Raw genomic sequence first — 20,259 nt, 5'->3', positions numbered from 1 at the left:
TTCCATCGCGCTCTTCGGCTTTGGCGTAGCCCGTCGACATGCCGGGCTGGAGTCATCGAGACATAAAAAACCGCCATCAGGCGGTTTTTTTATGATGATGTCTGTCGCCTGCGGGCTGACTAGATGGACTGCTCTTCCCCACCCAGGGCGGCGAACAGGGCCGGGATGAACTGGGAGAGCTCGGCGGTGACCAGGGCGAAGTCGGCGTCCAGGCGGGCGGCGGGATCTTCACTGGTGACGTCGTCGTTCTGCTCGCGCAGCTCTTCGCTGAACTTGAGGCGCTTGATGGAGAGATCATCCCCCAGCACGAAGCTCAGTGTTTCGCCCCAGTTGAGGGCCAGCTTGGTCACCAGCTTGTCGTTGGCCAGGTGATTCTTGATCTCCTCGCTCATCAGATCCTGCTGCTTGCAGCGGATGATGCCGCCGTGCTCCATGGCGCTGCGCAGCTCGGCTTCGTCCTCCAGGGTGAAGGCGGCGGGCAGGTTGCCCTCGTTGAGCCACTCGGTCATGGTGATCTCGGGCGGGTTCTTGAGGGCCACCGGCACTACCGGCAGGGAGCCGATGGATTTGCGCAAGAGCGCCAGCAGATCGTCCGCCTTCTTGGCGGAGCCTGCATCCACCACCATCAGGTTGTCGGCAGGGTTTATCCAGGCGAAGGTCTGGCTGGTGCGGCTGAAGGCGCGGGGCAACAGGGTGTGCATGATCTCCTCTTTCAGCGCCTCCTTCTCTTTCTTCTTGAGAGCGCGGCCCTGCTCGAATTCAATGGCCTCTACCTTCTCCGCCAGCATCTCCTTGACCACGGTGCCGGGCAGCATCTTCTCTTCCTTGCGAGCGCACAGCAGGATGTGGCCAGAGGCGGCGTGGGTCAGGGTGGAGCCGAATTTGCCAAGGGGCTTGACCCACCCGAACCGGGAGATGTCCTGGCTGCCGCACGGGGTGAAGGCGCAGGCTTCCAGCTGGGTTTCCAGCTGCTCAACGGTCAGGTCGAAGGGGCGGGTAAAGCGGTAAATCTGCAGGTTTTTAAACCACATGGCGTCCTCGGTCTCTAGATTGTCCGGCGGGCATTGTACTAGAGAGGCGCTTTGTGATCAGCCAATCATTCTCGCTAAATAAAGGGCGATCGACCTCACAGGGCCCCACCTTGATCCCCCGGGAGCGGGCCCAACTCCCCTAGACTGCGAGTGTTCACATTGCTGACAAGGAGGCGACCATGTTGAGACAGAGTCGGCCGGAAGACATGGAAGAGATCGTCGAAATCTGGCTCCTGGCCTCCCTGCAGGCCCACGATTTCGTCGATGCCTCCTGCTGGTGGCAGGCTCAGGAGGAGCTGCGTACCCGCTACCTCGATCACGCCCGCATCTGGGTGTTCGAGGAGCGAGGGGACCTGCTCGGCTTCATGGCGCTGGTGGATGATTACCTGGCTGCACTCTTCGTGCGCCCCGATAGGCAGGGGCGGGGGGTGGGGCACGCCCTGTTGCAGGAAGCCAGATCCAGATGTGCCGAGCTGCATACCCGGGTCTTCGTGGAGAACGAGCCGGCGGTGCGTTTCTACCGCCGCCACGGCTTTGAAATCGGGGGGGAGGTGCCCGATCCCCTCACTGGCCATCTTCAGTACCAGATGCATTACCAAGCCGTCTGAATCTGACGTCTGGGGCTGCCCCGGTTGAAAACGGGGGGCACCATCCTCATCTTGTCTCCATCCCGGGGCGCCCTCGCCCCCGCTCTCTTCTTCTTATCGAGCCGTTTTCCATGAAGATCCTGCACACCGCCGACTGGCACCTCGGTCATCAGCTTCACGGCCACGACCGCCGCTTCGAACACGACGCCTTCCTCGACTGGTTGGCCGACACCATCAAGACCCGCGACATCGATGCCCTGCTGGTGGCGGGCGATCTGTTCGACACCGCCAACCCTCCCGCCAGTGCCTGGCAGCAGCTCTACCGCTTCCTGGCACGGCTGCGGGCCGAGCACCCGGCACTGGAGATGGTGCTCATCGGCGGCAACCACGACTCCCCCTCCAAGCTGGATGCCCCCCACGAGCTGCTGCGCGCCTTCGACCTCCATCTGGTGGGCAGCATCAGTCGGGACGACGAGGGGCGCCTCGAGACCGAGCGCCTGCTGGTGCCGCTGCGAGGCAAAAACGGCGAGGTGGCCGCCTGGTGCGCCGCCGTGCCGTTTCTGCGCAGCAGCGATCTGCGCCCCGACGGGCTCAGGGAGGGGCAGGACAGACTCATCGAAGGGGTACGCCAGGTCTATGAAGCGGTGCTGAGCGAGGGGCGGGCGCGCTGCCATCCGGATCAGGCCCTCATCGCCATGGGCCACGCCTATCTGGCGGCGGGCCAGCTCTCCGAGCTCTCCGAGCGGCGGGTGCTTGGCGGCAACCAGCATGCCCTGCCTGCCGAGCTGTTTGCCGCCGCCGACTACACGGCGCTGGGTCACCTGCACCTGGCCCAGAGCCCGGCCGAGGGAGTGCACTACAGCGGCTCGCCGCTGCCGCTCTCGCTGGCCGAGGCGAACTACAACCATCAGGTGCTGGAGGTGACGTTTGAGGGGGGCAAGCTGGCCCGGCTTGAGCGGATCCCGGTGCCCCGCGCGGTGGAGATGATCCGCCTGCCCCAGAGCGGCCTCGACGAGGCGCTCCAGGCCATCGAGGCGCTGGCGCTGCCCGCTTGCCCGCAGCAGGCGCAGCCCTTCCTCGAGGTGCGGCTGCTGCTGCCCAAACCCGAGGCCCGCATCCGCGAGCGCGTACTGGCCGCCATCGGCGACAAGCCGGTGCGCCTTGCCCGCATCACGACCAGTTATCAGGGCTCGGGCCAGGGGCTGGCGGACGGTGCCGGCCAGCGCCGGCTCGATGAGCTCTCCCCCACCGAGGTGTTTCGCCTCTGCTATCAGCGTCAGTTCGACGGGGAGCCGGAGGCCGAGCTGGTGGCGTCGTTTGAAGAGATCCTGGAGCAGGTGAAGGAGTCCAGCCAATGAAAATCTTGTCGCTGTCAGGGGAGAATCTGGCCAGCCTGACCGGTCAATTCACCATCGATTTTGCCGGTGGCGCCCTGGGGGCCGCCGGCCTGTTTGCCATCACCGGCAATACCGGCGCGGGCAAGAGCACCCTGCTCGATGCCATCTGTCTGGCGCTCTACGACGAGATGCCGCGCTTTATCGCCAATCGCAAGAACGTCGCCGAAGTGGGCCGCATGGATGACGAGGAGAAGCTCAAGGCCAACGATGTGCGCGGCATCCTCAGCCGCGGCCACGCCAGCGGTTTTGCCGAGGTGCAGTTTCGCGGCTGTGACGGCCGTGTCTGGCTGGCCCGCTGGGCGGTGCGCCGGGCTCGCAACCGCGCCGAGGGGCGCTTTCAGGCCCAGGAGCGCAGCCTGACCGACGTGGCGTCGGGCCAGGTGTTCAGTGGCAGCAAGCGGGAGCTGCAGGATCGCATTGACGAGCTGGTGGGACTCTCCTGGGAGCAGTTTCGCCGCGCCGTCATCCTGCCCCAGGGGGAGTTTGCCGCCTTCCTCAAGTCGAGCGCCGACGAGCGTTCGGCACTGCTCGAACGGATGACCGGCACCGAGCTCTACTCCGCCATTTCGGTCCAGACCCATGAGCGGGCGCGGGAGGAGCAGCAGAAACTGGCCGCCATCCGCCAGCGGCTCGGCGACGTGGCGCTGATGGACGAGGCGACCCGCGAGCAGTGGGTGAGCCAGCAGGTCAGCCTCGCCACCAGCCTCAAACACGAGCAGCAGCAACAGCAGCTGATGCAGGACTTGCGCGATCTCAACGGCCGTATCGCTGCCCAGTTGCAGGCCTGTCAGGAGGGAGAGGCGGCCCTTGCCGCGGCCGAGGCGGCCCACGCTGCGGCCGCCCCCGAGCGCGAGGAGTTCGTCCGCGCTGAGCAGGCCCAGGTGGCCCGCGCGGATCACGACGAACTGGCTCGCCTCACCCTGGAGGTGCAGCAGCAGGAGAAGGCGCTGGCCGAGCTTGGCCCTGAACTTGGCAAGCTGGAGGAGCAGACCCAGCAGAGCGCCCTCACCGAACAGCAACTGCTGGCGGAGAAGATCGCCGCCGAGCGCGAGTGGGGCGCCCTGCAGCCTGAACTCAAACGGGCGCAGGAGCTCGACACCCGCATTCGGGAAAAGCAGCAGCAACTGCAGAAGATCCAGCAGGAGGGGGCGCAGGAGCGGGAGGTGCAGCTCACCCTGGAGCAGGGCTGGCGCCAGCAGTGCCAGCAGGTGGAGCAGCTCAAGGGCCAGCACCAGCAGTGGGGTGCCTGGCTTGAGGAGCACAAGGAGCTGGCGCCGGTGGCCCGCCAGTGGCAGCCCCTGCTCACCGCCATGCAGGATTGGGCCGAGGATGCCGACAGGCTGCAGCAGCTTCTCACCCTGCGCGAACACAAGCTGCGCGCCCTCAGGCAACTGCAACACCAGCTGGAGCAGGGGCAGCAGGAGCGCGACTACTGGCTGCGCGAGCAGGCGCGGCTGCTGCAACAGCAGCACGAGCTGCAGGAGCAGCAGTGGGAGGGGCGCCTGGCCAAGGCGCAGGAGCAGTGGCAAGGGCAGACCGAGCAGCTCGGCCAGCTGCGCCAGTTGCTGGAGCTGGCCGACTATGGCCGCAATCACGGTGAGCAGCATGGTCGCCTGCAGCAGGAGATCGCCCAGCTGGAGCAGGCGCTCGGCAAGCTGGCCATCCTCGGCGACGAGCTGACGCCGGCCCGTGAGCGGCTCGCCCTGCAACGGGACGAGGCACGCCACGCGCTGGAGCAGTCCCGTGCCATCGCCAGTTTCGAGCAGCATCGCCACATCCTGCGCGACGGTGAACCTTGCCCGCTCTGCGGCGCCGAGGAGCACCCCTATCACCAGAGCCAGCCACAGGTGGCGGGTATTCTGGGGCAACTGGCGGAGCGCGTCCGCAGCCTGGAGCTTGAGTGGGATCGGCTCAATCACCAATACATTCAGTGCGAGAGCGAGCGCCAGGAGCTGGCCCGCCAGCTGGCGGTGCGTCAGCAACATCTGCCTGAGCTGGAGACGCGCGCCGAGCAGCTGACCCAGCGCTGGCAGCAGCTCGGCGGTGCCGAGCTGCTGGGCCATCCGTTGCCGCTGCGTCAGAGCCCAATCGAGTGGAACGAACTGATGAGTACCCTGCTAGGCCGCGGCCAGAGTCTGGAGCAGGGGCTGGCCCGCAGCCAGCAGCAACTGCGCGAGGCCCAGCAGGGGCAGCAGCAGTTGCAGGCCGTGCGCCAGCAGCTGAGCCAGCTGGCCAGCCAGCACCAGCAGTTCGAGCAGCAGTGGCAGGAGGCCGACCGCCAGCGCATCGCCCTGGAAGGGGAGGTGAAGGGGATGGGCGAGCAGGAAACGACCCTGCGCCAGCGCCTTGAGCAGGGGGGCAGCCGGCTCGACGAGCAGATGGGAGGCCAGCCCTGGCGTCAGTGGTTGGGCAGCCAGCAGTGGCGCGAGTGGCAGCGGGCCTGCGAGGCCTGGCTGCACGGTCAGAGCGAGTGGGAGCGGCTGACCGGCGAGATTGCCAGCCTCACCCCGGCCCTGAGCGCCCAGGAGGCGCGCCTGCAGACCCAGCGCGAGCTGCTGCACAAGCTCGAGCGAGACTACAAGGAGCATGAACAGCAACGGCAGGGACTGGTTACCAGTCGTGCCACCTGCCTGGGGGGCGAGGAGATTGCCCTGGTCGAGAGCCGCTGGCAGCAGCGGCTGCAGCAACTGGCCAGCGAGCTGGAGACGATGCAGGGGGCGGCCCGCGCCTTGCGCGAGCGCCAGACCGAGCTCAAGACCCGTCTCAGCCATCTGGAGCAGGAGAAGCAGGTGAGCAGCCGGCGGCGACGGGAGGTGCTGGGGCGCTGGGCTGCCCACGCCAGCAGCCTCGGCATCGCCGAATATGACCTGCGCCGCCTGCTGGCCATGAGCCCGGATGAGCTCAAGGCGCGCCGCGCCGCCTTGCAGGCGCTGGAGGATGCCCGCGCCGAGGCGCGTACCCGTTTGACCGAGCGGCAGCGGGCGCTGGCGCTGGAGGAGAGCAAGCGGGATCGTTACCGCGAGCATCACCCCGAGCTGGCTGCGTTGGCGCCACCGGAGCTCGACAGCCGGCTGACGGCGCTGGAGGCACACTGCCGTGCCCTCGACGAGCAGCTGTTCCAGTGCAAGAGCACGCTGGCCCAGGCAGAGGCGGCGGCCCTCAAGGCGGGCACCTTGCAGGAGGCGCTGGCCGCCCAGCAGGCGGTGGCGGATCACTGGCAGCGACTCTCCGATCTCATCGGTTCGGCCAGCGGCGCCAAGCTGCGCACCTTCGCCCAGAGCCTCACCCTGGAGCGGCTGCTGCTGGAGGCCAACGCCCAGCTCGCCGAGCTCTCCCCCCGCTATCGGCTGGAGCGAGTGCCCGGCACCGATCTGGCGCTGCAGGTGGTGGATCTCGACATGGGGGATGAGGTGCGCTCGGTGGATTCCCTCTCCGGCGGTGAAAGCTTCCTGGTATCGCTGGCGCTGGCGCTGGCCCTCTCCAGCCTGTCGTCGCGCCAGACCCAGGTCGAATCGCTGTTTATCGACGAAGGCTTCGGCACGCTCGATCCCGACAGCCTGGATCTGGCGCTCTCAAGTCTCGACTCCCTGCAGGCGGCCGGCCGCCAGATCGGGGTCATCTCCCACGTGCAGACCCTGGTGGAGCGGATCGGCGTGCAGGTGCGGGTGGAGGCCCTCGGCGGCGGCGAAAGCCGGGTGGTATTGCCCGGCTGACGACGTGTCATCCATGACCATGCATGAACAAGAAGGCCCCTGTGAGGGGGCCGAAAAGATGCAGTCCGGCAAGTCTGGCCTGCGGGCTGTGGCTCAGGCAGACCATTGGATTGGTCCGAGACCGAGCAATGGAGCCTGGATTGTCGTTCATCAGAGGAGTGGTCAATGGCACCCGAGCGGATCGACAGGGCCCAGATGTTTGTGGCCGTCCCCTGCGCTCTGATGCGGGCCCCCCGGTGTGGATCGTCATGGCATCAAACGATGGACAGCACTTCCGACAGGGCCTTGCGGGGCTTTTGCGGCCAGTTCTTGGTGGCGGGATAACCCACTGCGACGATCATCACGGGTAGCTCGCTCGTCGAGAGTTCAAACGCCCGAGCGACCTGCACAGCATCGAATCCGCTCATGGCGCACGACCCCAGCCCCATCCCCTGTGCCGCCAGCATCAGTGTCATGGCGGCCAGGGAGGCAGAACGGATGGCCTCATCCCGCTGCAGGAGGACATTCCCCTCATGGGCCGTGCTGGCCAGGCTGACCCATCCATCGACCACTTGCTGCGCCATGATGCCGTGTTTCACGCTGGGCTGCAGGGTGGCGGCCAACTGAGAGTGGGCCGCCAGGGTGCCGCAGACGATGAAGGCGACCGAGGCATCCATGATCTTCTGCTGTTCAAAGGCGGCGGCTCTCAGGCGGCGCTTGGCCGCCTCGGACTGCACGGCAATGAATCGCCAGTTCTGCATGTTGTAAGCCGAGGGCGCCTTGGTTGCGAGGCTGATCAGGGATGCAATCACCCCATCCTCCAGAGGGCGGTCTGGCTGAAAGTGATTGATGGAAGTACGAGCGTCAATGATGTTCTGAATGGCTGTCGTCATGTCATGGTCCAGTAAGAAAATGTATGGAAGAAGTGTGTGATGGCTCGCAACGCCTGAGCGTCCATGAGCGGGGCTAGCGATGAGCACAACCACTCCCCTGAGTGCGGCCAATGCCCACAGCCCGTCGTTGCCGCTATCATGGGCCGAGCCAGTCAGGGCAGGGCGGCACGGTGGCCCGGCCTGAAGCCATGCTGGCGGGATGACCAGACGATGGACAGGCCCAGCAGCGCCAATGCCGCCATCGTCCAAGAGAAGGACGCCGCGCCCAGGTGTTCCAGCAGCATGCCACCCAGTACCCCCCCTCCCGCCACGGCGAGATTGAACATGGTCACCAGCATGGATTGGGCTACGTCGGCCTCGTCGCCCGCCCTATCCGAGAGCGCGGTCTGCAACAGGGTCGGCGCACCGCCAAAGGTCAGCCCCCACAGCGTGATGCCTAGCAGCACGGCCCATGGCGATGAACAGGAGAAGCCAAGCATCAACGCGGCTGTGGTGAATACGGCCAGGCTCAGCAGCGTCAGCGTGCGCAGCAAGCGATCCACCAGCAGGCCGGTGAGCCAGATCCCCACGATGGACGCGACGCCAAACAGCAGCAGCATGGCATCGACCCATTCCCCCAGGCCAACCGATGCGAGGAAGGGCGCTATGTAGGTATAGAGAATGTTGTGCGCCAGTATCCAGACGAACAGAGCCAGCAGGACCGGGCGAATGCCTGGCATCCGGAAGATGTGTCGGATGGGGACTCGCTGCCTGGCCGACTGGCCCGCAAAGCCCGGTACCGACAGCCATACCCAGAGAAACAACAGTAACGACAGCGCCGACATGATCCAGAAGACGCCGCGCCAGTCAGACCAGGTGCCCAACCAGGTTCCCAATGGCACACCAATGGCCAGGGCGATGGGCTGGCCGACACCGACGACAGCCAGGGCACGACCCTGCAGGTGCGTCGGCACCATGCGTCTCGCATACCCGGCCAGCAAGCCCCACACCACCCCTGCCGCCATGCCTGCGACAAAGCGTGCCCCCAGGGTCAGGCCGTAGTGACTGGACAAGGCGGTGAGGGTGTTGAACACCAGCAGTCCGCCGAGCGCCAGCAGGAATAGCGGTTTGCGGTTCCAGTTGCGAGTGGCGGCTACAATCGGAATGGCCGCCAGGACGGAACCCAGTGCGTAGAGCGTCACCAGCTGACCCGCGAGGGAGCCGGATACGCCCAACCCCTGGCCGATCTGCGGCAACAGCCCGGCAGGCATGGTCTCTGTCATGATGGCGAGGAAGCCCGCCGTGGTGAATGCCAGCAGTTTCCCGATTGGCAGACCCTCTGCGTCCACAATCGCCTTGGGTGTCGGACTCTCATGATATTCGCTCTTCATATGGTACTCATCACCTCAGGCGAGATAGGACGCGGCCATGTCTTTGTCGCCGTGTCCGGCCTCCAGCGCCCGCTCAAAACGCCAGAGGCCGGCCTTTGCCGTATCGAGTCGCACACCTGCGTGCTCAGCGGCCTCGACGATCAGACGGGCATCTTTCACTGCATTGACGATCGTGAAGCTTGCCGAGTAGTTGTCAGCCTGGATGGCGGCGGCCTTGACCTGAAAATAGCCGCTGTCCATCGGTCCTCCCGTGATCACATCCATGAGCAGAGCGGGATTGACGCCCATCCCCTTGGCCAGGGCCAAACTCTCGGCCAGGCCGTGAGTGAGGGAAAAGGCCCAGTGGTTCAGGGCCAGCTTGAGACGGCTGCTGGCGCCTGCTTGCTCCGACACCCACAGGGTCCGTTTGCCAATGGCGTCGAAGGCTGCCTGGGCGGCTGCTCGCTGTGCGACTGGACCTGATGCCAGAACGATGAGCTGGGCCAGTTCAGCCGGTTGCCGAGTGCCCTGCACCGGGGCATCGTAGAACACCAGCCCTTGCTGTGCGGCCAGTGCCACCAGGGTGTCAATGCCCTCTATGCCGACAGTGCTCAACTGCAACCAGATGGCCCCCTTTTTCAAGGCCGGAGCGGCGCTCAGCATGACCTGCTCAACGCTGGGACCGTCCTTGAGGACTGTCACTATCAGGTCGGCGTCACGCACGGCATCTGCAGGGGTGTCGAACACCAGAATACCGTCAGAGGCCAGTGCCTGGGCCTTGGGGGTGGTGCGATTCCAGGCATGAACCTTAAACCCCCGCCTGTGAAAATGTCGTGCGATCGGTGCACCGATCAGACCGGTACCGAGTATGGCCAAGGTGACATGTCGATGTGCGTTCATGGGGACTCCTCTGATGATGAATATAATTGGAACGATCATTCCAATTTTAGTTAAATCAATATCCGGCCCCCAGGCACACGTCTGCCAGGATGCCGGTGGATAAAGGACCTACAGCGTATCCAGAGCCGTGTCGATCACGTCAAGCAGGCACTGGCGTCGCTGCTCTGAGGGGCTGCCCTTGCCCAGCACACGCAGGCCCTGAATGGTATTGACGAAGAACCAGGCCAGCGCCCGCGGGCTCTTTCCGGGGGGGATGTCGCCCGATTGTTGCCCTCGCCGGATCAGTCTTTCCAATGCCTTGTGCAAGCGCTGAAAGTTGTGTGCCACCAGCCTGGCGATGGCTTCATCCTGGCCTGCAAGTTCCAAGGAGGCATTGGCCACCAGGCAACCTCGTCGTTGTCGGTCACCCAGTTCGTCCTCCAGGATGCGTATCAGCAACTGTCGGATCAGATCCTTGGCATCACCAGAACTGTCCAGCAGCGCGACATTGGATGCGGTGACGGCCTGATAGCGGATCAGCGCTTGCTGATACAACCCTTGCTTGCTCTCAAAGGTGCTGTAGAGACTGCTGCGGGACAGACCCGTGCCTTCGACAAGATCTTGAACCGAGGTCGCCGCATAGCCACGTCGCCAGAAGACCTCCATGGCGGCATCGGCAATCTCGTCGGGTTCGAACGTCTTGGTACGCATGGCATTCACCCATTTGGAATGATCGTTCCTGTAAATCTACGTTCTGGCCTGACAAGCGTCAAGAACTATCGGGGCGCCCATCGTCGGGCGGTATGGTGAAAGGGGGACCGACCCCGCACTTGGGCGTGCAGCTTGCCGGATAGCTTGTCTGCGACAGTCTGCATAGGGTGCCAAGGGGGACATGGGACGAATGAGGCACAGTGGGACTGGCGCGCGTGAGTGGGCCTATGAAGGAGGTGATATCGCAGTGGTGGAGGCTCGCCGATGACCCGTCACAAGCCTGTGATGGACTATGTTCGACAACAAAAAAAAAGCCCAGCAGGCGAGGCCTGCTGGGCTGTTGGTCGGCGTAAGCCTGACTTACTTCTTGATGCGGATCACCGGGGTCTCGCCCACGGTCACGGCACCTGTCATCTTCACCAGCTCTTTGATCTCGTCCATGTTGGAGATGACCACAGGCGTCAGGGTGGATTTGGCTTTGGCTTCCAGCACGGCCAGATCGAACTCGATGATGGTGTCACCGCGCTTGACCTGTTGACCTTCCTGAGCGATACGGGTGAAGCCTTCGCCCTTCAGCTCGACGGTGTCGATACCGAAGTGAACGAACAGTTCGATACCAGAGTCGGATTCCAGAGAGAACGCGTGGTTGGTCTCGAAGATCTTGCCGATGGTGCCGTCGCACGGAGCAACCATCTTGTTGCCAGCCGGCTTGATGGCGATGCCGTCGCCGACGATCTTCTCGGCGAAGACAACGTCAGGCACATCTTCGATGGGCACGATTTCGCCAGACAGGGGAGCAAAGATTTCGATGCCGCCGGTGTCAGAACTGTCGTCGGAAACCAGTTTCTTCAGTTTATCAAACAGACCCATAGTAAAAGCTCCTAGAGATGATTGTCGCTGTTTGCAGCCGATCTTAGCAGACTGCCTTCTGCTTAATAAAGTTATCTACACAGGCTTCGATTTCGGCGGCGGTCGCATAGCTCAGGGCCTGGTCTGCCATTGCCTTCACATCTTCGAAGTTGGTATTGCGGATAAGCTTCTTGATACGCGGTACGGAGATGGCGCTCATGGAGAACTCATCCAGACCCATACCCAGCAGCAGCAGGGTGGCGCGTTCGTCACCAGCCAGTTCACCGCACATACCGGTCCACTTGCCATTGTCATGGGAAGCGTCGATCACCATCTTGATCAGGGTCAGGACGGAGGGTGACAGCGGGTTGTACATGGCGGAAATCATCTCGTTACCACGGTCGACGGCCAGGGTGTACTGGGTCAGGTCGTTGGTACCGATACTGAAGAAATCCACTTCCTTGGCCAGATGATGAGCCATCACGGCCGCGGCCGGGGTCTCGATCATGATACCCACTTCGATGGATTCATCAAAGGCTTTGCCTTCGGCGCGCAGTTCGGCTTTCAGCGTCTCCACGGTGGCCTTGAGGCTGCGGAACTCTTCGACGGAGATGATCATCGGGAACATGATGCGCAGCTTGCCAAAGGCGGAAGCGCGCAGGATGGCCCGCAGCTGGGCGTTCATGATGTCGGCACGATCGAAGAAGATCCGCACGGCACGCCAGCCCAGGAAGGGGTTCATCTCCTTCGGGAAATTCATGTAGGGCAGTTCTTTGTCGCCGCCGATGTCCATGGTGCGGACGATGATCGGCTGGTCAGGCATGGCCTCTGCCACTTCTTTGTAGGCCTTGAACTGCTCGTCTTCGGTCGGCAGCGCGTCACGGTCCATGAAGAGGAACTCGGTACGGTACAGACCCACGCCCTCGGCGCCGTTGCGGATGGCACCCTCGGTATCCTTGACGGTCCCGATGTTGGCGCACACTTCGACCTGATGGCCGTCCAGGGTGATGGCAGGCAGGTCTTTGAGCTTGGCCAGCTCATCCTTCTCGGCCTGGAACTGGGCCTGGAACTTCTTGGCCTCGGCCAGCTGTTCTGCGGTCGGATTGATGATGACCTGATTGTTGATCGCATCCAGCACCAGCATGTCGCCGTTCTTGACGCGCTCGGTGATGTCGTTGGTGCCCACGACGGCCGGCAGCTCCAGGGAGCGGGCCATGATGGAGGTGTGGGAGGTACGGCCACCGATGTCGGTGACGAAGCCCAGCACGTATTTCAGGTTGATTTGAGCGGTTTCGGATGGGGTCAGGTCTTTGGCGACCAGGATGACCTCTTCGTCTATGGTGCTCAGGTTGACAACGGCGATGCCCAGTACGTTCTTGACCAGACGGGTACCGATGTCACGGAAGTCGGTGGCACGCTCGCGCAGATAAGGGTCATCCAGCTCGGCCATCATCTTGGCGTACTGTTCGATCACTTCGAAGATGGCTCTGTCGGCGGATGCCTTGTTGTCTTTGATGAAGGATCTGATATCCCCTTCCAGCTCTTCATCTTCGAGCAGCATGATGTGGCCTTCGAAGATGGCCTCTTTTTCTTCACCGAAGGTGCGACCGGCCATCTCTTTGATGGCTTCCAGCTGGGCGGCTGACTTGGTGCGGGCTTCGAGGAAGCGGTTGATCTCGGCATCAATCTGCTCGGCAGGGATCTTGCCCTGATTGATAACGATTTCATCTTCTTTCAGAAGAAGCGCCTTGCCGAATGCGATACCGGGGGACGCAAGAATGCCAGATATCATAATCCTTCCTATTAAAACGACTGTGGGGGAGGAGTAAAGCTGGATTACTCCAGCTCGTCCATCAGGGCAACCAGCTTCTCAACGGCTTTCTGAGCGTCCGGGCCGTCGGCCTGGATGGTCACGTTGGTGCCCTTGGTCAGACCCAGGGTCTGCAGCTTGAACAGGCTCTTGGCGCTGGCGGACTTGCCACCGGAGACCACAGTGATCTCGCTTTGGAATTCTTTGGCTTCTTTCACGAACTGAGCTGCAGGACGGGTGTGCAGGCCGTTTTCAGCAGTAATAACAACAGACTTCTCGTACATGGTTTCACCCCATATTATTGATATTGTGTGGAGAGATGGTCGCTAATGAGGCTTCCTGTCTCACCGTGTCAGTATGGATATGTTGTAAAGTAACGAAATCAGACCTGCAATGGTTTAATCCAGGTCAATTTTCTGTGCAGTATTCGGCGTTGTGGCCAGGTCTTTTTTCGTTATCGCGCTACAAGCCGCGTCAGGACTGGCCTGAAATTATTTTATAACGAAAAATAACACTTTGTTACCTTGTGATACCTGGCCGGTAAACACCTCGTGACGCCGCACAGGATATGAGATTTATCACAGAATGTCTGCTTTTTTTGTCATGTCCGAGTTTGTTATTTTACCCCAAAAAATAAGGGGCCGACTGACACTGATGGCTACTGAGTTTAGCGCATAATGAAAACGGCGCTCCGAGGAGCGCCGTCGTTTTGATGTAAGCCGATCAACTACTGTTGCAGCTCTTGCTCGCTGAACACGCCGGCGAAGAGGGCGCTGGAGAGGTAACGCTCGGCGGCGCTCGGCAGGATGACGACTATGGTCTTGCCCTCGAACTCCGGCAGCTCGGCCAGACGGTTGGCGGCGACCACGGCGGCGCCGGAGCTGATCCCGGCCAGGATCCCTTCCTCTTCCATCAGGCGGCGGGCCATCTCGATGGCTTCGTCGCTGCTCACCTGTTCGACGCGGTCCAGCAGGCTCAGGTCCAGGTTGCCCGGAATGAAGCCGGCGCCTATGCCCTGGATCTTGTGCGGACCCGGTTTGATCTCTTCACCGGCCAGCTTCTGGCTTATGACGGGGGATTCGCTGGGCTCGACCGCCACAGAGACGATGGCCTTGCCCTTGGTCTGCTTGATGTAGCGGGAGACACCCGTGATGGTGCCGCCGGTGCCGACGCCCGCCACGAACACGTCCACTTCACCGTCGGTGGCGTCCCAGATCTCGGGGCCCGTGGTCTGCTCGTGGATTTCCGGGTTCGCCGGGTTCTCGAACTGCTGCAGCAGCACGTACTTGCCCGGTTCGGATTCCAGGATCTCGTTGGCCTTGGCGATGGCGCCTTTCATGCCGAGCGGTCCCTCGGTCAGCACCAGGTTGGCACCCAGGGCCTTGAGCAGCTTGCGACGCTCCAGGCTCATGGTGGCCGGCATGGTCAATGTGATGGGATAGCCACGGGCCGCAGCCACGAACGCCAGGGCAATGCCCGTGTTGCCGCTGGTAGGCTCGATGATCTCCTTGCCCTTGGTCAGCAGGCCGCGTTTCTCGGCATCCCAGATGAGATTGGCACCGATCCGGCACTTGACGCTGAAGCTCGGGTTGCGGCTCTCGATCTTGGCCAGCACGCGGCCCTTGGTAACACGGTTGAGACGAACCAGCGGGGTGTTGCCTATGGTCTGGCTGTTGTCCTCAAAAATTTTGCTCATGGTGCTATCCCTGTGTTTGTTAAGGCGATGAAACAAGATTACCCTGTGGTTTCTGAATGAGAAGTGACGAATCGTTATAACAATATGTTATTACAACATATAGAACTTATTCTCTCTTGCCGAGGGGCCACCCGCTTCTTTGGCAACCAAAGGAATGGATCTCATGGGATTTGCAGGAAGCGACCGCTATCTCGCCTCGGCGTCATTGAGTATGGCCGTCAACGCCGCCATCGTGCTGGAGAAGCCGCTGCTCATCAAGGGTGAGCCCGGTACCGGCAAGACGGTGCTGGCGGAGGCGGTGGCCGACTCTCTCGGTGCCGAACTCATCAGCTGGCACATCAAGTCCACCACCAAGGCCCAGCAGGGGCTCTACGAATACGATGCGGTGGCCCGTCTGCGGGACTCCCAGCTCGGCGATCCGCGGGTGGGGGAAATCAGCCACTACATCCGCCGGGGCAAGCTGTGGCAGGCCTTCGCCGCCGAGCGGCGACCCGTGCTCCTCATCGACGAGATCGACAAGGCCGACATCGAGTTTCCCAACGATCTGCTGCTGGAGCTGGATCGCATGGAGTTCGACGTCTACGAGACCGGCGAGCGGGTCAGGGCGCGCCAGCGCCCCGTGGTCATCATCACCTCCAACAACGAGAAGGAGCTGCCGGACGCCTTCCTGCGCCGCTGCTTCTTCCACTACATCCGCTTCCCCGACAAGGCCGAGATGCAGGCCATCGTCCAGCTGCACTATCCGGATCTCAAGGAGAGCCTGCTCGGCGAGGCGATGGAGCTCTTCTTCGAGCTGCGGGCCGTCGAGGGGCTGCGCAAGAAGCCCTCCACCTCCGAGCTGCTGGACTGGATCCGCCTGCTCCTGGCCGACGACATCGCTCCCGAGGCGCTGCGCAACCGGGAGCCGGGCAAGCTGGTGCCCGCCCTCTACGGCGCCCTGCTCAAGACGGAGCAGGACTTGCATCTCTTCGAGAAGCTCGCCTTCCTGGCGCGACGCGGCGGCTGAATGCTGATCGACTTCTTCCTCCACCTGCGCCGCCACCAGCTGCCCTGCTCGCTGCGCGAATTGCTGGACCTGCATGGTGCGCTGGCGGCCCGCCTGGCCTGCGTCGACCTGGATGACTTCTACCTGCTCTCCCGCGCCCTGCTGGTGAAAGATGAAGCCCACTACGATCGCTTCGATCGCGCCTTCGCCGAGTATTACGAGGGGCTGGAGGCCATTCCCCTGCTGCCGGAGCGACTGCCGGAAGAGTGGCTTCGCAAGGAGTTCGAGCGGCTGCTGAGTCCGGAGGAGAGAGCCTTGCTCAGATCTCTGGGCGGTCTCGACAAGCTGCTGGAGACCCTCAACCAGCGCCTGCTCGAGCAGAAAGAGCGTCACGCCGGCGGCAACAAGTGGGTGGGCACCGGGGGCAGCAGTCCCTTCGGCCATGGCGGTTATCACCCCGAGGGGATCCGCATGGGGGCAGAGGGCCGGCATGGCAGGGCGACCAAGGTGTGGGAGGCGCGCCACTATCGCAACTTCAGTGACGAGAGCGTCCTCGGCCAGCGCGCCATCCAGCTCGCCCTGCGCAAGCTCAGGCGCTGGGTTCGCAAGGGCAGCCCCTCGGAGCTGGATCTTGACGACACCATCCACAGCTCGGCCCGTCAGGGCTGGCTCGATGTGAAGCTGAGGCCAGAGCGCCACAACGGCGTCAAGCTGTTGGTGTTCTTCGACGTGGGAGGCTCCATGGATGCCCACGTGGCCGAGGTGCAGCGGCTCTTCTCGGCCCTGCGCCACGAGTTCAAACACCTGGTGTTCTTCTACTTCCACAACTGTCTCTACGACTTCGTCTGGCAGGACAACGCCCGCCGTTTCGAGGAGCGTTTCGACACCCTGCGGCTGCTGCGCACCTACGGCAGCGACTACAGGGTGATTTTTGTGGGGGATGCGAAGATGGGACCCTATGAAATTACCTGGCCCGGCGGCAGCGTGGAGCACTGGAACGAGGAGCCCGGTCAGGTGTGGCTGGCGCGCCTGCAACAGCACTTCCCCAGGCTGGTGTGGATCAATCCGCTGCCCAGGCAGGAGTGGCTCTGGCACCCCTCCATCAAGCTGATGAATGACGTGATCGGCGGGCGCATGCACCCGCTGACCCTGGCGGGTCTCGCCGGTGCGATCGATCGGCTGTGACCCTCTGACCCTAAAAACAGACAAGCCGGGATTGCACCCGGCCAGGAGCAAAGATGACCCCTATCGTAATCAGTGGCTCGGGCCTCTATACCCCGTCCCATGCCGTCAGCAACGAAGAGCTGGTGGCCGCCTTCAACCAGTATGTGGATCTCTACAACGAAGAGAACGCCTCCGCCATCGATGCGGGCCAGCTCGATGCCAAACAGCATTCGAGCTGCGAGTTCATCGAGAAGGCCTCCGGCATCAAGAGTCGCTATCTGGTGAGCAAGGAGGGGGTGCTGGATCCCGACATCATGCAGCCGCTCATGGCGGAGAGGCCCGACGATCAGCCCTCCATCATGGTGGAGATGGCGGTCGCCGCCGCCGAGCAGGCGCTGATCGCCGCCGGCCGCGAGCCGGGGGAGATCGATCTGGTGATAGTGGCGGCTTCCAACATGCCGCGCCCCTATCCGGCGCTCTCCATCGAGCTGCAACACTACCTGGGGGCGGGCGGCATGGCGTTCGACATGAACGTGGCCTGCTCCTCCGCCACCTTCGGCATCAAGACGGCGGCGGACATGCTGGCGGCGGGCACGGCGAAGCTGGCGCTGGTGGTGAACCCGGAGATCTGCTCGGGGCACCTCAACTTTAGAGACAGAGACAGCCACTTTATCTTCGGTGACGCCTGCACCGCCGTACTGCTGGAGCGGGCAGAAGATTGCAAGGTCGCGGCCCCCTGGCAGCTGGTGGCGAGCAAGCTGGTGACCCAGTACTCCAACAACATCCGCAACAACTTCGGCTTCCTGAACCGCTTCAGCCCCCGCACCCGCTACGGGGACGACAAGCTGTTCCGCCAGCAGGGGCGCAAGGTGTTCAAGGAGGTGCTGCCCCTAGTGTGCGATCAGATTGCCGCCCAGCTCGAAGAGCAGGGCTGGGCGGCGGATGACTTGAGCCGGCTCTGGCTCCATCAGGCCAACCTCACCATGAACCAGTTCATCGGGCGCAAGCTGCTGGGCCACGATGCCAGCCAGCAGGAGGCGCCGGTCATCCTCGACCGCTACGGCAACACCAGCTCGGCGGGCTCCATCATCGCCTTCCACCTGTTCAACCAGGACTTGCCGAGCGGGGCCCGCGGGGTGCTCTGCTCCTTCGGCGCCGGCTACTCCATCGGCAGCCTGCTGCTGCAACGGCGCTGATGCACAAAAAAGCCACCCCTTGGGTGGCTTTTTCATGTTGCCTCAACGACTTATTCAAACGGGTTCGATGGCCAAGACCAGGCATTCCGGTTCTTTTATCTGAAAACGCACGTTCACATCGAACAACCTGACGCCGTACTCCTTGTCGTCCGGCTTGCCCTGCTTGTAGGCGGGGCGGGGATCCTGGGCCAGCACTTCGCTCACCAGCTGGCGCAGCTCGGGGTGGCGCCTGAGCCAGGGGGCGAGCTGTTGCTCGGCTTGTGCACTGAAGCTCACCGACAGCGGCGGGGTGGGGGCCTGTGGGGCGAAGCCGCCGCGGGCATCCGGCAGGCTGTCGGCATAGGGGACATAGGGCTTGATGTCGACGACGGGGGTGCCATCAAGCAAGTCCACGGCGCCGAGTTCGAGCCACAGCTTGCCGCGCTCGCGGCCGACCCCGTGCAGCTCGACCACGGAGAGGCCGAGGGGGTTGGGGCGGAAGGTGGAGCGGGTGGCGAAGACCCCGACCCGTTCGTTGCCGCCGAGGCGCGGCGGACGCACCGTCGGGTGCCAGCCCTGCGCCATGGTCTGGTGAAACACGAAGCTGAGCCAGAGGTGGGAGAACTGCTCGATGCCGCGCAGCGCGTCCGGCTGATCGTAGGGAGGCAGCAGCTCGAGGCGGGCGCGGGCCGATTTGACCAGGCCGGGCTGGCGCGGGATGGCGAATTTCTCCTTGTAGGGAGAGCGGATGATCCCGAGGGTGTCGATTTCGAACTTCATGGCGGATCCTGACTGAAAACCCCGGCAATGTAGCACAGCAGGCCCCAAAACGCAGGCGTGCCCTGCGGGCTGCCGGCTCCATCTGCCGTGATCCCGCTCCCATCCCGACCGCCCGAGGGCTGTATCGCGCCGCCAACTTGCGTAGGGTGGGCGCTGGAAGCGCGCACGCTGGGCGGGCAAGCAAAACGGGCGTGGCATCGGCAGCGGGCCGCGCCGTGAAGGAGAGACAGGGATGAAACTGCTGATTATCGGCGGCACCGGGTTTTTGGGCCGCCACCTCACCTCGCTGGCCCTGGACTGGGGTCACGAGGTGACACTGTTCAATCGCGGCCACCGCCAGCACCCGGACTGGCGCGAGCTGGCGTCACTGCAAGGGGACAGGGATAACGATCTCGGCGCGTTGCGCGGCGAGGGGCTGCACTGGGATCTCGCCATCGACACCTGCTGCTACCGTCCCGAGCAGGCAGCCAGCCTCTCCACCGCCCTGGTGGGGCGCTGCGAGCGCCTCATCTTCATCTCCACCATCAGCGTCTATCGCGACTTCGCCCGGCCCGGGATGGACGAGTCGGCGCCGCTGCACGAAGTGGCCCCCGACGGGTCAGCCACCGGCTACGGTCCGCTCAAGGTATTGTGTGAGGCCGAGTATCGGGCCCGCTGGGGGGAGCGGCTCTGTATACTGCGCCCCGGCGTGCTGTGCGGCCCCTTCGATCCCACAGGTCGCCTGGCCTGGTGGGTGAGGCGGGTGCAGCAAGGGGGGCCCTGGCTGCTGCCGGGGGAGGGGCAGGACAGGCTGCAATACCTGGATGTGCGCGACGGCGCCGAGTTCGTGCTGCGGGCCGCCGAGCAGCGGCTGGAAGGCTGCTACAACCTGATCAAGCCAGGCATCCCCCTGGCGGACTGGGTGGAGCGCCTCGCCGCCCGGCTGGTGCCGGCGACGGCACTGCAACCCCAGTGGCGGCCCTGGGCCGCCCTGATAAAGGCGGGGGTCGAGCCCTGGCAGACCTATCCCACCCTGCTGCCGAACGAGCAGCCAGAGTATGCGGGCTATGGCCGCATCAGCGCCGAGGCCGCCATCGTCCACGGGCTGAACTTCCGCCCCCTGGAGGAGACGGTGGCCGATCTGGTGGAGTGGCTGGCCGGCAACCCCCGGGGGCCACAGGCGGGCATGACGACCGCCGAGGAGCAGGCCCTGTGGCAGCGGTGTGACTCCACGCTCTCATCCGGCGCGTGTCGGCAGGAATAAGAAGAGGGCACCCCGGGG

17 protein-coding genes are annotated in these 20,259 nt (G+C 63.6%); 7 read left to right on the top strand and 10 right to left on the bottom strand.

Annotated elements, in window-relative coordinates:
• Positions 1-119: 119 nt before the first annotated feature.
• The gene (rdgC, locus tag BN1132_RS03495) at positions 120-1,031 is read right to left on the bottom strand and encodes a recombination-associated protein RdgC (RefSeq protein ID WP_010673564.1); all 912 of its coding nucleotides are present in this window, start codon (positions 1,029-1,031) and stop codon (positions 120-122) included.
• Positions 1,032-1,210: 179 nt separating this feature from the next.
• Here rdgC and BN1132_RS03490 point away from each other — a divergent pair, with 179 nt between their 5' ends.
• The 3 genes from BN1132_RS03490 to BN1132_RS03480 all read left to right on the top strand — a co-directional run bounded on the left by BN1132_RS03490 (position 1,211) and on the right by BN1132_RS03480 (position 6,728).
• Positions 1,211-1,639 (top strand): GNAT family N-acetyltransferase, encoded by a 429-nt coding sequence (locus BN1132_RS03490; RefSeq protein ID WP_010673565.1) that lies wholly within the window; start codon positions 1,211-1,213, stop codon positions 1,637-1,639.
• Between the two features lie 110 nt (positions 1,640-1,749).
• Positions 1,750-2,976, top strand: coding sequence for an exonuclease SbcCD subunit D C-terminal domain-containing protein (locus BN1132_RS03485; protein WP_042075068.1), 1,227 nt, complete (start codon positions 1,750-1,752; stop codon positions 2,974-2,976).
• A complete protein-coding gene (locus BN1132_RS03480) occupies positions 2,973-6,728 on the top strand; it encodes an AAA family ATPase (protein WP_042075066.1) in 3,756 nt (1,251 codons plus the stop codon). Before BN1132_RS03485 ends, BN1132_RS03480 begins: the two co-directional genes overlap by 4 nt.
• Positions 6,729-6,982: 254 nt before the next feature.
• Here BN1132_RS03480 and BN1132_RS03475 read toward each other — a convergent pair whose 3' ends face one another.
• From BN1132_RS03475 to cysK, 8 genes are all read right to left on the bottom strand, one after another.
• On the bottom strand, positions 6,983-7,600 hold the full coding sequence (locus BN1132_RS03475; RefSeq protein ID WP_042075063.1) for a nitroreductase family protein: 618 nt from the start codon (positions 7,598-7,600) through the stop codon (positions 6,983-6,985).
• Between the two features lie 152 nt (positions 7,601-7,752).
• Entirely contained in the window at positions 7,753-8,970 is a 1,218-nt protein-coding gene (locus BN1132_RS03470) for an MFS transporter (RefSeq protein WP_042075060.1), read from the bottom strand.
• A 15-nt stretch (positions 8,971-8,985) separates the two neighbouring features.
• Complete coding sequence (locus BN1132_RS03465) at positions 8,986-9,849, bottom strand: NAD(P)-dependent oxidoreductase (RefSeq protein ID WP_042075059.1); 864 nt, start codon at positions 9,847-9,849, stop codon at positions 8,986-8,988.
• 108 nt (positions 9,850-9,957) lie between these two features.
• Positions 9,958-10,539: a TetR/AcrR family transcriptional regulator gene (locus BN1132_RS03460; RefSeq protein ID WP_042075057.1), complete on the bottom strand. Its 582-nt coding sequence runs from the start codon at positions 10,537-10,539 to the stop codon at positions 9,958-9,960.
• 360 nt (positions 10,540-10,899) lie between these two features.
• Positions 10,900-11,409, bottom strand: a complete 510-nt coding sequence (gene crr / locus BN1132_RS03455) for a PTS glucose transporter subunit IIA (RefSeq protein ID WP_010673569.1) — start codon at positions 11,407-11,409, stop codon at positions 10,900-10,902.
• A gap of 43 nt (positions 11,410-11,452) precedes the next feature.
• Positions 11,453-13,180, bottom strand: a complete 1,728-nt coding sequence (gene ptsI / locus BN1132_RS03450; protein WP_042075053.1) for a phosphoenolpyruvate-protein phosphotransferase PtsI — start codon at positions 13,178-13,180, stop codon at positions 11,453-11,455.
• 44 nt (positions 13,181-13,224) lie between these two features.
• Positions 13,225-13,482, bottom strand: a complete 258-nt coding sequence (locus BN1132_RS03445; RefSeq protein ID WP_005303128.1) for an HPr family phosphocarrier protein — start codon at positions 13,480-13,482, stop codon at positions 13,225-13,227.
• Positions 13,483-13,925: 443 nt separating this feature from the next.
• Entirely contained in the window at positions 13,926-14,894 is a 969-nt protein-coding gene (gene cysK / locus BN1132_RS03440; protein WP_042075052.1) for a cysteine synthase A, read from the bottom strand.
• Between the two features lie 163 nt (positions 14,895-15,057).
• Between cysK and BN1132_RS03435 the strand changes: the two genes are divergently transcribed.
• The 3 genes from BN1132_RS03435 to BN1132_RS03425 are packed head-to-tail and all read left to right on the top strand — an operon-like array spanning position 15,058 to position 18,239.
• Positions 15,058-15,900, top strand: a complete 843-nt coding sequence (locus tag BN1132_RS03435) for an AAA family ATPase (protein ID WP_042075051.1) — start codon at positions 15,058-15,060, stop codon at positions 15,898-15,900.
• The gene (locus BN1132_RS03430) at positions 15,901-17,064 is read left to right on the top strand and encodes a vWA domain-containing protein (RefSeq protein WP_042075049.1); all 1,164 of its coding nucleotides are present in this window, start codon (positions 15,901-15,903) and stop codon (positions 17,062-17,064) included.
• A 53-nt stretch (positions 17,065-17,117) separates the two neighbouring features.
• A complete protein-coding gene (locus tag BN1132_RS03425; RefSeq protein ID WP_042075048.1) occupies positions 17,118-18,239 on the top strand; it encodes a beta-ketoacyl-ACP synthase III in 1,122 nt (373 codons plus the stop codon).
• Positions 18,240-18,293: 54 nt separating this feature from the next.
• On the opposite strand, the gene tsaA is transcribed toward BN1132_RS03425, so the two are convergent.
• Entirely contained in the window at positions 18,294-18,998 is a 705-nt protein-coding gene (gene tsaA, locus BN1132_RS03420) for a tRNA (N6-threonylcarbamoyladenosine(37)-N6)-methyltransferase TrmO (RefSeq protein WP_042075047.1), read from the bottom strand.
• A gap of 232 nt (positions 18,999-19,230) precedes the next feature.
• On the opposite strand from tsaA, the gene BN1132_RS03415 reads away from it, so the two are divergent.
• Positions 19,231-20,241 (top strand): NAD-dependent epimerase/dehydratase family protein, encoded by a 1,011-nt coding sequence (locus BN1132_RS03415; RefSeq protein WP_042075044.1) that lies wholly within the window; start codon positions 19,231-19,233, stop codon positions 20,239-20,241.
• Positions 20,242-20,259 lie beyond the last annotated feature (18 nt).

This window comes from Aeromonas sanarellii (genome assembly GCF_000820085.1).
Classification (GTDB): Bacteria; Pseudomonadota; Gammaproteobacteria; order Enterobacterales; family Aeromonadaceae; genus Aeromonas; species Aeromonas sanarellii.
The sequence above is the reverse complement of the archived record's forward strand: the minus strand, read 5'-3'. Positions and strand labels throughout refer to the sequence as shown.

Bases quoted from the DNA above. Each gene is read 5' to 3' on its own strand.
- BN1132_RS03470 (WP_042075060.1), bottom strand. From the start codon at position 8,970: ATGAAGAGCGAATATCATGAGAGTCCGACACCCAAGGCGATTGTGGAC.
- BN1132_RS03460 (WP_042075057.1), bottom strand. From the start codon at position 10,539: ATGCGTACCAAGACGTTCGAACCCGACGAGATTGCCGATGCCGCCATG.
- BN1132_RS03485 (WP_042075068.1), top strand. From the start codon at position 1,750: ATGAAGATCCTGCACACCGCCGACTGGCACCTCGGTCATCAGCTTCAC.
- rdgC (WP_010673564.1), bottom strand. From the start codon at position 1,031: ATGTGGTTTAAAAACCTGCAGATTTACCGCTTTACCCGCCCCTTCGAC.
- cysK (WP_042075052.1), bottom strand. From the start codon at position 14,894: ATGAGCAAAATTTTTGAGGACAACAGCCAGACCATAGGCAACACCCCG.
- BN1132_RS03425 (WP_042075048.1), top strand. From the start codon at position 17,118: ATGACCCCTATCGTAATCAGTGGCTCGGGCCTCTATACCCCGTCCCAT.
- ptsI (WP_042075053.1), bottom strand. From the start codon at position 13,180: ATGATATCTGGCATTCTTGCGTCCCCCGGTATCGCATTCGGCAAGGCG.
- BN1132_RS03445 (WP_005303128.1), bottom strand. From the start codon at position 13,482: ATGTACGAGAAGTCTGTTGTTATTACTGCTGAAAACGGCCTGCACACC.
- BN1132_RS03435 (WP_042075051.1), top strand. From the start codon at position 15,058: ATGGGATTTGCAGGAAGCGACCGCTATCTCGCCTCGGCGTCATTGAGT.
- BN1132_RS03490 (WP_010673565.1), top strand. From the start codon at position 1,211: ATGTTGAGACAGAGTCGGCCGGAAGACATGGAAGAGATCGTCGAAATC.
- BN1132_RS03430 (WP_042075049.1), top strand. From the start codon at position 15,901: ATGCTGATCGACTTCTTCCTCCACCTGCGCCGCCACCAGCTGCCCTGC.
- BN1132_RS03475 (WP_042075063.1), bottom strand. From the start codon at position 7,600: ATGACGACAGCCATTCAGAACATCATTGACGCTCGTACTTCCATCAAT.
- tsaA (WP_042075047.1), bottom strand. From the start codon at position 18,998: ATGAAGTTCGAAATCGACACCCTCGGGATCATCCGCTCTCCCTACAAG.
- crr (WP_010673569.1), bottom strand. From the start codon at position 11,409: ATGGGTCTGTTTGATAAACTGAAGAAACTGGTTTCCGACGACAGTTCT.
- BN1132_RS03465 (WP_042075059.1), bottom strand. From the start codon at position 9,849: ATGAACGCACATCGACATGTCACCTTGGCCATACTCGGTACCGGTCTG.
- BN1132_RS03415 (WP_042075044.1), top strand. From the start codon at position 19,231: ATGAAACTGCTGATTATCGGCGGCACCGGGTTTTTGGGCCGCCACCTC.
- BN1132_RS03480 (WP_042075066.1), top strand. From the start codon at position 2,973: ATGAAAATCTTGTCGCTGTCAGGGGAGAATCTGGCCAGCCTGACCGGT.